This window comes from Lentzea chajnantorensis, from assembly GCF_054300775.1.
In genome coordinates this window covers 2061127-2073766 of sequence record NZ_JBSDZT010000002.1, presented here as the reverse complement: position 1 = coordinate 2073766, position 12640 = coordinate 2061127, and the positions used below count along the sequence as shown (strand labels likewise).

The following is a 12640-nucleotide window of genomic DNA, read 5'->3' as shown; positions in this document are numbered from 1 at the left end:
ACCTGCACCACAGGTCGGAAGGTACAGCGTGACCGCAAATCCGATGTCGCGTCCCAAAAGTGTCAGACCCCCCGCATATGATGACCTAGTGCCCACCATGATCGACCTTTTCGCTGGCTGTGGCGGTATGACCGTCGGGTTCGCCGCGGAGGGGTTCACGTCCGAGCTTGCCGTGGAGTTCAACCTCCACGCTGCGGCCACCTACGCTGCCAACTTCGGCGAGAAGCACACCTTCTACGGGGACATCGCCGATCTCCGCGAGGCGGACATCCCAGAAGTTGATGTTGTGATCGGCGGGCCTCCGTGCCAGGGGTTCTCGAATCTAGGCAGTCGGGACATAGACGATCCGCGCAACCAGCTTTGGCGTGAGTATGTCCGAGTGGTGTTGGCTGCACGCCCCAAGGTCTTCGTCATCGAGAACGTTGACAGATTCATGTCCTCGTCGGAGTTCGCGCTGCTGGTGAACGAGGCGGACCACGGCGCTCTCGCTGAGTACGAACTGTCCTATGGACATCTCAATGCTGCCGACTACGGCGTCTCACAGCGCCGCAAGCGCACGATCGTCATCGGCTCTCGTGTTGGGAAGATCGAATTGCCGGCGCCGACGCATGCCCGCGCCCCAGTGCCAGGGTCTGGGCTAAAGCCATGGGTGGGAACTGCGGCCAGGATCGCCGTCCTGCCTGAGATTCCGGACACAACGGAACTGCCCCGCACGACTGTGGAATTCTTCGGACAGACCATGCCTGGTCCGTTCAAGGGACTGGACATTCACGTCGGCCGAAACCCGACCAGCCTGTCATTGCAGCGTTACGACAAGATTCCTCCGGGTGGCGGTCGTTTCAACCTGAACCCTTACCCTGAGCTTCTGCCCAAGTGCTGGCGAGACAAGCCAACCGGGACGACAGATGTCATGGGCCGGATGCGCTGGGATATGCCGTCCCATACAATCCGCACTGAGTTCTTCAAGCCAGAGAAAGGCGCTTACCTTCACCCACAATGGGATAAGGAAGGAAAGCACCGCGTCAACAGGCCCATCACTCATCTAGAAGCGGCACTTCTGCAGGACTTCCCAGAGAACTTCTTGTGGTGCGGCTCTAAGATCGAGATCGCTCGACAGATCGGCAACGCGGTGCCAGCCGGACTTGCCCAAGCCATCGCCGCCCACATCAAACCCCATCTCACGTAGCGCACAGGATCCGTTCGCCGCTGATCCACTCAAACGGCCCTATACGGCCCACAGGTGGTCTAGCCTCTGCGGGCGTGAGCGGACCCGATTCAGCTGCCCAACTGCCACTTATCCTAGAGCTGACCAATCCCTCTACCAGCGGCCTAGCTGGCCGAGGAGAGGCGCTACCGAGTCCTGACACGGACGGCGATCTAGACCGTGTACGGCGCTGGCTAATCGCGAACGACCCTGACGGCAAGAGGTTCGCACGGGTACTGCGTGAGTCTCTCGACCAAGTACTTGACGGCCCTCGGACCGGAAGATTCCGCTATTCCGACTTGCGCAAGACGGAGAAGACTCACGTCGGAACCATTGTAGAAATCAACCTCGCTAAAGAGTTTGGTTTCCAAGATGGTGCCGAAATGGATTATCAGATTGCAGGCGTGCAGGTCGACTGCAAGTACTCGATGAGCCGGACCGGGTGGGCAATTCCACTTGAGGCGATCGGCCATATCGTTCTATTGACCTGGGCAGATGACGACAACAGCAAATGGTCAGTCGGCCTTTGGCGCGTAGATCCGAAGCATCTGAATCAAGGAAACAACCGAGACAGGAAGCGGACAATCTCCGCTACTGGACGCGTTCAGATCCAATGGCTCTGGCGCGAAGCTGGGCTTGACGAGAACCTTCTCCTGCATCTCGACGCAGAAAAGCTGAATGGGATTTTCTCCCATGAAGGCAAGCGGAAGGGGCAGAAACGAGTAAACGAGCTGTTCCGCAGGGTTCAGGGCAGAATTATTCGACGCGAAGTTGTGCTTACAGTTGCTCAACAGAAGGATGGACCTCGGCGAGCCCGAATGGCCCGCGAGCCGAAACAACTCGGCAGGGAAGGCATAATCGTACTAGGGCACTACTCGTGGGATGTCCAGATTGCGAAGACACTCGGACTGCCTGTCCCGAAGTCAGGAGAGTGGGTCTCCGTCAGGATCGCACCAGTAACGCCAGAGTCGACTCGACCGAAGTTCCCGACAGAAGACGGACACTGGGCCATCTGGACCGATGGAGACCCGGTGGCACCAGCGCCTGTAGTACCCCGAGGGAAACCTCTGGACGATGAGTAGGAGGTCTATCGACCTGCTGGCCGTCGAGGCCTACGTTGCGGCGTGGCCTCTTGCTTGACCAAGACACGCGCAGCACGTCGTCCGGCTATCCAGTGACTAGACGGATCGCCCCAGGAGTGGAACGTTCACAGTCCTCGATACCACGAGATGGCTCATCGACATGAGGTACGCAGGTTGGCCACAGACGCAGACAAAGCGCCGCAAGATCCACTCATCACCCAGTTCATGGATAACCTCATCACATATCCTGACAACGATGCTTTTACGAGGCGATTTATACTTCACGGAAATTGCTTTGCGATCGACGAGCAGACGCATTACGACCTCAAGTCTGAGATAGCGGCCAAGTTCTCGCTAGAGTCAGCCACCGATATTTTCGTGGTAGGCTCGGCGAAGCTCGGCTTCAGCATTGCTCCCAATAAGCGATTTCGCGGCTTTCACGACACCTCGGACATAGATGTAGCGATAATCAATCACGATCTCTACAAGTCGGTATGGCATGAGGTGCACGAATTCAAATTGTCCGGCGAGGCGTGGCGTCAGCAGCAATCTTTTGAAAGCTATTTGTCCTGGGGATGGATCAGGCCAGACAAGCTACCCAAGAGTCGATACTTCTCGTTCACGAACGAGTGGTGGGAGTTCTTCAGGAGCCTGCAGGAGCGTAGAGTAGGTGGCCCCTACAAAGTTTCTGGCGCCCTGTATCACGACCCAACTTTCTTGATCAGGTACCAGAACAACGCCGTAAATCTATGTCGTTCCGCCAGCCCGGAGGGTTCGTGATGCAAACATCAGCAACCAACAAGCGTCTCCGAACGCTTCTCACGGGCATTCGAGACAACACCGTTATTCCTAATCCACACTTTCAACGCAGACTCGTCTGGTCCAATGACCACAAGCTTGCATTTCTGAAAACGGTCCTGGAGGGCCTACCATTTCCGGAGATCTTCACCAGCGCCGGAGATGTCAACCCCGATACAGGTGATGGCACAGAGCTGATTGTCGATGGTCAGCAACGAATTACGACTCTCTATCAGTACTTCAATGCACATGTAGACCTAAAACTCCAAGGCCAGATTCCTCCATACGCCGAGTTGAGCCAACCGCAGAAAATCGCGTTTCTTGAGTACGAGGTAGTTGTTAGAGACCTTGGACCTCTGTCCGAAGAAGAGACCCGCGAGATTTTCAATCGAATCAACTCGACAAAGTACTCGCTGAACGCGATGGAGGTAAACAACTCTCGATTTGATGGTGAGCTCAAGAAGTTTGCAGAGAAGATGGCCGGTGATGAGTTTTTCGAGTCACATGGTTTCTTCACTGCGCTCGACGGCCGCAGAATGAACGACGTGCGCTTTACGCTCACCTTGATCATCACTTTGATGAGCGGATACTTCAACCTCGATGAAGCCCACGAGGACTATCTTGAGCGCTACAACGACGATTTCCCCGAGCGTGAAGCAACGGAAGTTCGACTCAGGAAGATATTCGACTTCATAAGCTCCTGCAATTTCGATCGGCGCAGCCGGATCTGGCAGAAGGGTGACATGCTGACGGCGGCAGTCGAAATCGACCGGATCATCAACGTTGGCGGCCATCCTCTTGACCCACTTCGTACCCACGACGCAATTGGGCGGTTCTACGATGAGGTCAATAGTGTAACTACAACCACGTCTCCAGCGGTTGACGCAGCCGAGTACTACCGGCGAGTGCGAAGTGGCATCAACAACCGAAGTAATCGAATTAGCCGGGCAGAAGCGCTTCGTGGCCGGCTGGAGTCGATCGTGGATTGATCTAGATTGCCACCTCGCTGGCTTGGCAGGCCCCTTCCCCTTAGTGGTTGCTCTCGCGAAGTTCGTACGGACGGTGTCCGCCTCGGCACCATGCCTGAACGCCAGCAACCCTGCTCGTGCACGGCCCTCGAGTCATGCCCATCCGTGAGGATGCTGTGCTGTGGAGCTGATGGATGCCGCGGTCCCCTGCGGGGGCCGCTGGCCGTGCCCTTCTCCCTCGCGGACAGCCCCGGATGCCTCCGTGCCGCGCCCGAGGGCCGCCAGGCCCTCTTGGGCGCGGCAGACAAATACGTCCGGGGCTGAACTCCGCGAGGGGTACGGCACGAACGGCCAGCGGCCCCCGCAGGGGGCCGCCTTGATGAAGAAAAGAAACTCTGAACACGGCATCCCTGTTGACCTTGAGGCGCCACCAGCGCATAACCAGTTGGGACGCGCGCGGGCAGGCCGTACCTTCTTGGCATGCGTCCCTGGACCTCCCGCCGCGAAGCCTTCAGCCATGAGTACGAAGCTCATCTGCTAAGGCTCCAGCCGGAGGCCGAGAACCTGATCAAGAAACAGCACATCGTGTCTCAGGTACTACTGAGGCAGTTCGCCGGACAAGACAAGAACGGCGGTGCGTCCCTAGTTCCGTTCGACGTCAAAAACGGTCGAGAGTTGAATCAGACAGGTCCCGCAGGCTGCGCCTGGATTCCTCACTTCGTCCCGTATGCATCTAAATCGGTGGAAGAACTTTGGCAGACCGTCGAGGACAAGATCGGCGCCGCAATCGACAAGATCGAACAGGGACGACTCGACCTAAACACCGCAAGAATTATCAAAGATGCCATCGCACTTCATCTTGTTCGCAGCACTCACTATATGAAGATCCACCATGATAGCGCGAAGCGAGTACCAAACCGAATTCTTGACAAGGCTCTCCGAGAGCAATACCGCGCACTTCGATGTGAGTACCTCAAGCGGCACGGGCACGAGCCCAGCCCTGCAGACTTGATCCGCTTTACAGAGAAACTAATTACCGAACAGGCCGAAGAAAGATTCGATGGCTCGCATACGCGCGTGATGATCGAGCACACTTTCAACTCCGCTAAGCGGCTGTTGAGCAATCATGCCGTGCAGATCTGGAGAACTCCTCCCAACACCGAGCTACTGATCTCGGACTCGCCAGCATTTACAATGCAATACTCAGCAGATCGCCGTATTACGCGCACTAAGGTAGCAATTGGAGACGCCCATACTGTCGTGATGCCTTTGAGCCGCACAACACTAGCCTGCACCGGACTAAAGAAGAAGAGATCGGTTCTCACGACCGAACAGGTCGACTTTTTCAACGCGACATTGATCCGAGACGCTGATCGATTCGTTTACTACCACCCAGATAGCGGACTGAGGGCCTTCGTTTCACTCACTCAAGCCACACTAAGAACTACTCACTAAGCTCTTGATTAGATTATACAGTCCTTCCGAATCCGAGAGGTCGGGAAGAACGGCGGCAGCTCCGGCCTGCGTCAGTTCATCAACTGTGCTGCGGCCACTCGCGACAGCGATAACGCGTACGTTTGCTGCCAGGCCGGCTGCTACGTCACGTGGTGTATCACCAATGAGCAGGGTGTCGTCCTCGTCAAACTGTGTGCCGATCGTGCGCGATGCACGCTCCCTGGCAATCGCCACCAGCTCCGCGCGCTCGGCGTGGTCGTCGCCGTAGGAACTCGTCTCCAGATCGAGAAACCGGTCCAGTTCGAGCGCTGCAAGCTTGATGCGGGCTACCGCTCGCAGATTCCCGGTGAGCACCCCTTGGTGAAGGGTCGTATCGGCCGCCAAGGTCGCCAGTGCTTCCCGCGCTCCTGGTAGTGCTCGGCCTCGCTCGGCGAACTCGTCGCGGCCTACCTCGTAGCTGTGGACGAGCGCATCGGCGAGCTGCCGCACGGCGTCTTCGTCCGGCTCGATGCCGTGCAGCTTCAGGGTTTCGGTAATGATGTCCAGCTCTGTGCGGCCGCTCACGTCGGCGAGTTGCTGGAGCGGCCGGCCGAACGCTGCCGGGAACGCGCGCTCGTACATCTCGCGACCCATGCCGCGCGACTGGAGCAACGTGTGGTCGATGTCCCAGAGCACGAGCAGCCGCGGCTCGTTCGACGAGATCATGTAGCGAGTTTGTCACTCGATTGGGGTCTCGCGCTGGGGCGTAGCATCAGTGCAGGTCAACGCTTCGCAGGGGTGGGGATGAACGAACAGCTCGCAGCCACGATCGGCGAACGAGTGCGCGTGCGTTGCCTCGCGTCGCGCTTGCCCAAGACGGTGATTGCAGGACTGGCGGGCATCACGCCTGACTACCTCTATCAGATCGAGCGCGGGCTCAAGCTCCCCACGGTCACGGTGCTGAAGCAACTGGCCGAGGTGTTGAACGTGTCGGCTGACGAGTTGTTGAGCTCCACTCCAACGCGCGAGACGTCAACTAGACCGGAGCCAGCGGGCGAAGCGTTGTATCGAGCGTTTACCAGGCCGGTGACATCCGATGCAGTAGCCATCGATGTGAAGGCATTGCGCCGCAACGTTTTGAGCGCGTGGCAGACCTGGCAGACGTCGGCCACGCGATACAGCGAACTCACCCCGGAGCTTCCGGCACTCGTGATCGAGGCCGAGCAGGCCTTGCGTAGCCGCGCTAACGGACCAGCGGCTGATCGGCGAGAGGTTCAGTGCTGCGCTGCTGATCTGTATGCATTGCTGCGCAGTGTCGCCAAGAGGCTGGGCAGGGTGGACGTCTCGCTGCTTGCGGCGGATCGTGCAATCCGCGCCGGCGAGAACGCAGACGACCCGCTGCGGTTGGCGATGGCCCAGTGGAACCTCGCTCAGGTCTTGCTTGCCGATGGCGAAGCTGAGGGCGCCGAAGACGTCGCGATGCAGGCGGCTGAGGCACTGGCGACCTGGACGGACAACGACCTCGACGCCGTCGCGCTCCGCGGTGCGCTCCTGCTCGTCGGCTCCATCGCGGCCGCACGTCGAGGGGATGTCTGGCGGGCACGAGAGCGCGTACAGACAGTTGAGCCGCTGGCGAAGCAGACCGGCGAACGCAATACGTTGTGGACGGTCTTCGGTCCAACGAATGTCGCGATGCACGCGGTCAGCGTTGAGGTCGAAGCGGGCGCGGCTGCGGACGGGCTGCGCCTAGCCGAACGGATCGACCACGACCGCTCCCCCTCGATCGAACGTCGTGTGGCCTTCCTCCTCGACCAGGCTAAGGGCCAGGTGCAGCGCCGCGATTACGGCAGCGCGTTGGTCATGCTGTCCGCCACTGAACGGGAAGCACCCGAGGACCTGAAGCATCGGCCGGCTGCGCACAAGCTGCTGGGAACGCTCGTCCAGCGGGCTCGGCGTTCGGTCGCGACGGAAGCCGCGCGGCTGGCCACTCGCGTTGGTGCACCTCTCTGAGTAGCAGCGCTCCTGGCCAGGCCTAACCAACAGCTCGGGTTACTGATCAGTAGCCGACCTAGCGTCGCTGCTGTCAGGCGCCCTATAGCTGTCGCGTCGAGGAGTGCTCACCGTGTTGTCGTCCGAGGATGTCGATCTAGTTGCGGGCCTCCGTAAGGTCTCGGAGTTGATGCCTGGCATCGCGTTCGACATCGTCATGGAGACCCTGCCGCCTGAAAGCGAGCGTGAGTTCGGCCGAATTCTCATCGCGCTCGGCGAGACCTTGTCCGACCGTGCCGAAAGGCGAAGTCCGCCTGAGCGGGCAATAGACGGTCACGGGGCCACTGAAAGCTTGGGACCGCAGTGACGACGAACTTCCATCCGTCAATGGCCGAAAGGGCGATCGGCCGCGAACTGCGAAGGTGGCGGAACGACGCCGGCTTGAGTCTCTCCGATGCCTGCAAGAGGGCAGGGTTCTCGGCAGCGACACTCAGCCTGACCGAGAACGCCTTGAAGCCGTTCGACCCGCTGGACATCATGCTGCTCGGGCGCGTCTACGAGCTCCCCAACCATGTCTGGAAGCAGGCGGTCAAGCGCGCCGAGACTGCTGTGAGGGAACGCACCCAGAATGCGAACGGGCAGCAAAGTCCGGTTGAGCTAAACGCAGCCAGAGATGTGGATGACGCTTATCTGGAGGCTGCAACAATCTGCGCCTTCGGCGCGGACATGATCCCGCGCTTCCTCCAGACTCCTGAATACAGGATCTCTGCCACGACTCTGGGATGCCCTACCTATCCGGCTGACTGTCCGGAACGCACGGCAGAGCAGCAGACGCGCTGGACAGATGGCCTAACTGCGACGGCAGGACGTGGCCCTACCGTGAAGGTTCTGATCAGCAGGAAAGCGATTCGCCGAGTAGTCGGCAGCCCGCCGATCACGAACGCCGCTCTTCTCCAGCTGATACGGCTCTCTGAAGTCGAGACCTTCACGGTCCAGGTGACCGAAGGCGATCCTCTGCCGGAAAGCTCATATTTCCATCTTTCCTTTCCGCATCGACAACACGGCGACGCGGTGTACCTGGAAGACAAGGGCAACGCGAGGTACATCGAGGACTCGATCGTGTGCCAATTGGTCAGCCAGAGCTTCCGGGCGCTGCAACAGGTCGCTCTCAGTCCGGTGCAGTCCATAGAGGTAATAGCCGAGACGGCCAGCACCATGACAGACGGAGGCCACTGAGCGCATGGATCGGACATCACTCACGCCGCGGAGCCGCGAACTCGGCGACGAACTCCGGACCCTGCGGGAGCGGTTCGCCAAAGGGGTCGAGTTCGCCAAGGCACTCGACTGGGACCCCAGCAAGGTGTCCAACATTGAACGCGGGAAGGTCTATCCGACTGACGTAGACCTCGCTCAGTTCTTGACCGCGTGCGGCAAAGATCGACGCTGGATCACCGAGTTCATCGGCCACTACCGGCAGGCCTTCGAACCGTACTTCGCCCAACCGCCAACGAACTCCACGACGATCCTGTTCGCGGAACGCACGGCAACCACCATCACTGGCTATGGCGGGACGATGATCCCGGACCTGGTTCGGACTGACGCCTACACGGAGCACACGCTCCAGCAGTGCGGGGCGACCCCGGAGCAGATCCGGTCTGCCGTCCAGTCCCAACAGGAGCGCTGTTGCATTCTGCGAGCGTCCAGGCGGCCGGCGTGCATGTTCTACGTGAACGAAACGGCAGTCAGAGCGCAGCTCGATGACGACCGCACGCGGATGGATCAACTGGAGCTGCTCAAGCGTATGTCGTGGGCACTTCGCGTCGTTCCTGCGGGCAAGGAGCTGCCTTCCTCATCCGGCTTCACGCTCTACGAATACGAGAAGATGCCTGCCACGGCCGTCGTCGATTGCGATGTTGCGAGAGTTTTCGCGCAGGACGATGCGGCCACGTCTCGATGCCGGAGGGTCCTGGCGAGCCTGGACCGCATAGCCTTGAATCACTCCGAGTCGAGAGACCTCTTCAGTCAGTTGCTCACGGAGGAGTACGTGGCTGCTATCGCGGCCGCGTCGGGTGAGCGTCCGCAAGTGTCGTGACGCTGAGCTGGGGCTTCGGGGGTACCCGAGGTTCAGCCTTGACCTCTTCGGGCATCTAGAAGAGCTGGCAGGCCAAAAACCGAACCTCTAGCGTGGGCAAGGTGCACAACGTGCTTGAAGCGGACATCCCAGATGGGCCTTTCAGCTCTGGTCTTGTGTCTGCTGTGCTGAAGGCGGCTTCCGCCCACACGGGGATCGACTCGACTGATGCGCGCTTGATGCGGCTCGGCGAGAACGCCCTGTTTCATCTCCCGGATTCGTCCGCCGTTGTGCGCATCGCCCGGAGCCGCGATCACTGGGACGACGCAGTCAAGGAAGTGGCGGTTGCGGGCTGGCTCCACGAGAGTGGCTTGCCCGCCGCGCGGCTGTGCGACCTCGATCAGCCGATCTCGGTGTCCGGGTACCCGGTGACGTTCTGGCACTACATCGACGGTCGCAACGGCGGTCGCGGTGATGTCGACGCCTTGGGTCGCCTGCTGCTGAAGCTGCACGAAACGCCTCGCCCGACGACGTTCGAGCTGCCGAAGCAAGACATCCTCGCGCGCGTCCAACCTCGGATCGAATCCGCCAGCGTCCCAGATGCTGACAAGCTCTTCCTGCTGAACAGGGTCGCTGAACTTCGCGACGAGATCAATGCGCTCGAGTTCCCGCTTGAACCAACAGCGACCCACGGGGACGCGCACGTTCAGAACCTAATGATCAGCGACGGCGCAGCGATCTTGATCGACTTCGAGCGCTTCTCGTGGGGCCAGCCGGAGTGGGACTTGGCCATGACGGCGACCGAGTACCTGTCCGCCGGCTGGTGGACAGCGGACGAGTACCGCAAGTTCTGCGAGGCCTACGGCCACGATGTGACGCAGTGGGACGGCTTCAAGGTCCTGCAAGCCACGCATGAGATCAAGATGACTACGTGGATCATGCAGAACGTTGATGAGTCCGAAGAGATCGCTGCCGAGTACGCCACGCGGATCGAGACCATGCGGACCGGGCGCGCAACGGAGCCGTGGCGACCCTTCTAAGCGATCCGTGTCAGCAGTGCGGCGGTTCCCAGGTCGAGGCCCGGATAGTGCCGGATCACCCGCTCGACGAACAGGCGCGTGCGGTGGTCGTTTGCGTGTAGCGCAGCAAGTTGCGCGTGGAAGTCGGTCAGATAGCGCACATACCTGCTGGATTGCAGCGGACCAGCAAGGTCTACCGCGTCGATCGCGAGATCAACGGCTTCCTCCAGGTCGCCGTTCGTGAGCGCCCCGGCGGCCGAAACCATGCCGATGAAGGCTCGCGTCCGCGGCGGAGTGTCGTCGGGCGCGATGGCTTGCGCGGCGTAGAGCCTGGCCTTCTCCGGCTGTTTGAGGTCCCGGAAGCCGTGGGCGGCCTCCCCCGCCAGTTCTTCGGCGTTGAAGTAGCTGATCCACGGCGGCTCGTCGTCGGGAACGTGCTGGCTGAAGAAGCGCTCCGCCTCGTGCATCACGCGGGCGAACTCGCGCGCCTGGCCGTTGCTCGCCAACGCCCTCGCTTCCATCGCCAGGAACATCGCGGTAACCGCCGGCGTGGCTTTGCCAATGGTCGCCCCCTGCGCCGCACGTGCGAACTGGACGGCGTCGTTGAAGCGCCCGAGGTAGTTCGCCTGGTGGCTGAGGTTCGCCAACAATCGTCCACCTAGGACGTGGTCCTGAGCTTCACGGGCAAGCCGAAGTCCCTGCACGAAGTACCGCTGTGCTGCTCCGTGACGGCCCGCGTCGTAGGCACTCCACCCGAGCAGCTGCGCCACCTCCGCAGCTGCACCGAACAGGTCCCGCCGCTCCGACTCGCTGTGAGTGCCTTGCAGAAGCGGCGTGATCTCGGTCTTGAAGTAGAAGAGCAGCATCTTCCGGACGTGTCCGCCCCCGTACCGGAAGTCGAGGTCCATCAGGTTCGCTGCTGTCGCACGAATCGCCGATGCCGCCGCTCCCCCACCTCGACGCAGCTCGTGCGCATCAGCCACGTGCAGCGAGTCGCCGAACATGTAGCCGGTGATGATGCTCGGCGTCGCCTCCTGCGCCCACTGGGAACGCACAAGGGCAGGCTGGTCTTCGAGGTCAGCCGCGGTGAGCTGACTCATCAGGTCAACGGCTGCGTCCGCACTCGGCGGGTACTCGGCGCCGTGCTCTGTCGCATCAGGGCCAACGGTCTGGAGTCCGCCGTTAAAGCCGATCTCTGCCAGGTCGACGCGCCGGCCCAGCTTGGCGCCGAGAGCAAGTGCGATGTAGTTCTGAGTCGCTGCCTTGGGCCGCGTCCCGTCGAGCCAGCGGCGAACCGACACATGATCAGCCGAGATGGTCTGACCATCGCGTTGGGCGAGTTCCCGGACTCGTGCGGCAAGCCCCTTGTTGCTCATGTCGGCATCCGACATCACCGCAGCTAGGAGCTTGTTCGGCTCGTTGGTTCCGGTCAACTGATCACCGCGTTGGCACGCTGTGCACCTCCCGTGCACCCCCTCCGTGCACCAATGCACCCCCTTGAGCACACTGCAATGCACCCCCTCACCTGGCGTTCTATGTCTACATGAACGGAACACCGGATGAGTTGGAATTCATCAGCCTCAAGCTGCGTCAGTTGCAGTTCGCCATAACGAGGGTCACTGAGAAGGTGGAACAGATCGAGCGTCGTCGGCGGCTTCGAGGTGCTCGACACGCTCAGTCAGATGCAAGACCGCCGCCTGCAACTGATCGAGCTGGCGAATGACCGTCTCGATCGTGACCGGGCTTCGATCCTCGGCCGGCGGTTCTTGAACGAAGACGCCTACGGCGGGTTGGGAGACCACCCAGCCCTCGGTCTCAAGGATCTGCACAGCCTTCTGCGCGGTCCCGAGCGCGACGCCGTGTTGCTCGGCGAGTTTGCGGTGACCGGGTAGACGGGCGCCCACTTCCAGGGCTCCGGACCGGATGTCCTTCTTCACCGCTTCGACAACCCGCTGGTACGCGGCAAGTCCTGGCTGGTCGCTCACGGCATCAGCCTAACTTCACTGACCCACACTGCTACAGATCACCCGATTGGACTATGCCATCCGATCCATACTGCTCTACATTGGTATGTA

13 protein-coding genes are annotated in these 12640 nt (G+C 60.5%); 10 read left to right on the top strand and 3 right to left on the bottom strand.

Annotated elements, in window-relative coordinates:
- Positions 1-97: 97 nt before the first annotated feature.
- The 5 genes from ACVDFE_RS11100 to ACVDFE_RS11080 all read left to right on the top strand — a co-directional run bounded on the left by ACVDFE_RS11100 (position 98) and on the right by ACVDFE_RS11080 (position 5507).
- Entirely contained in the window at positions 98-1186 is a 1089-nt protein-coding gene (locus ACVDFE_RS11100) for a DNA cytosine methyltransferase (protein ID WP_458434315.1), read from the top strand.
- Between the two features lie 119 nt (positions 1187-1305).
- A complete protein-coding gene (locus ACVDFE_RS11095; RefSeq protein ID WP_458434313.1) occupies positions 1306-2286 on the top strand; it encodes a NaeI family type II restriction endonuclease in 981 nt (326 codons plus the stop codon).
- 174 nt (positions 2287-2460) lie between these two features.
- Positions 2461-3066 (top strand): hypothetical protein, encoded by a 606-nt coding sequence (locus tag ACVDFE_RS11090; protein ID WP_458430375.1) that lies wholly within the window; start codon positions 2461-2463, stop codon positions 3064-3066.
- On the top strand, positions 3036-4073 hold the full coding sequence (locus ACVDFE_RS11085) for a DUF262 domain-containing protein (RefSeq protein ID WP_458430374.1): 1038 nt from the start codon (positions 3036-3038) through the stop codon (positions 4071-4073). The genes ACVDFE_RS11090 and ACVDFE_RS11085 overlap by 31 nt, the downstream gene beginning before the upstream one ends.
- Before the next feature lie 459 nt (positions 4074-4532).
- Positions 4533-5507 carry a DUF4238 domain-containing protein gene (locus ACVDFE_RS11080; RefSeq protein WP_458430373.1) on the top strand — a complete coding sequence of 325 codons (975 nt, stop codon included), beginning with the start codon at positions 4533-4535 and terminating at the stop codon, positions 5505-5507.
- Here ACVDFE_RS11080 and ACVDFE_RS11075 read toward each other — a convergent pair.
- A complete protein-coding gene (locus ACVDFE_RS11075; protein WP_458430372.1) occupies positions 5490-6212 on the bottom strand; it encodes an HAD hydrolase-like protein in 723 nt (240 codons plus the stop codon). The two genes, ACVDFE_RS11080 and ACVDFE_RS11075, sit on opposite strands and share 18 nt — an antisense overlap.
- A gap of 78 nt (positions 6213-6290) precedes the next feature.
- On the opposite strand from ACVDFE_RS11075, the gene ACVDFE_RS11070 reads away from it, so the two are divergent.
- The 5 genes from ACVDFE_RS11070 to ACVDFE_RS11050 all read left to right on the top strand — a co-directional run bounded on the left by ACVDFE_RS11070 (position 6291) and on the right by ACVDFE_RS11050 (position 10586).
- Entirely contained in the window at positions 6291-7496 is a 1206-nt protein-coding gene (locus ACVDFE_RS11070; protein WP_458430371.1) for a helix-turn-helix domain-containing protein, read from the top strand.
- Between the two features lie 112 nt (positions 7497-7608).
- On the top strand, positions 7609-7842 hold the full coding sequence (locus tag ACVDFE_RS11065) for a hypothetical protein (protein WP_458430370.1): 234 nt from the start codon (positions 7609-7611) through the stop codon (positions 7840-7842).
- The gene (locus ACVDFE_RS11060) at positions 7839-8711 is read left to right on the top strand and encodes a Scr1 family TA system antitoxin-like transcriptional regulator (RefSeq protein WP_458430369.1); all 873 of its coding nucleotides are present in this window, start codon (positions 7839-7841) and stop codon (positions 8709-8711) included. Before ACVDFE_RS11065 ends, ACVDFE_RS11060 begins: the two co-directional genes overlap by 4 nt.
- A 4-nt stretch (positions 8712-8715) precedes the next feature.
- The gene (locus ACVDFE_RS11055) at positions 8716-9567 is read left to right on the top strand and encodes a helix-turn-helix domain-containing protein (protein WP_458430368.1); all 852 of its coding nucleotides are present in this window, start codon (positions 8716-8718) and stop codon (positions 9565-9567) included.
- A gap of 101 nt (positions 9568-9668) precedes the next feature.
- On the top strand, positions 9669-10586 hold the full coding sequence (locus ACVDFE_RS11050) for a phosphotransferase family protein (RefSeq protein ID WP_458430367.1): 918 nt from the start codon (positions 9669-9671) through the stop codon (positions 10584-10586).
- On the opposite strand, the gene ACVDFE_RS11045 is transcribed toward ACVDFE_RS11050, so the two are convergent.
- Together ACVDFE_RS11045 and ACVDFE_RS11040 are read right to left on the bottom strand one after the other, a co-directional pair.
- Complete coding sequence (locus tag ACVDFE_RS11045; RefSeq protein ID WP_458430366.1) at positions 10583-11998, bottom strand: hypothetical protein; 1416 nt, start codon at positions 11996-11998, stop codon at positions 10583-10585. The two genes, ACVDFE_RS11050 and ACVDFE_RS11045, sit on opposite strands and share 4 nt — an antisense overlap.
- Before the next feature lie 183 nt (positions 11999-12181).
- Complete coding sequence (locus ACVDFE_RS11040) at positions 12182-12550, bottom strand: GntR family transcriptional regulator (protein WP_458430365.1); 369 nt, start codon at positions 12548-12550, stop codon at positions 12182-12184.
- Between the last annotated feature and the right edge of the window lie 90 nt (positions 12551-12640).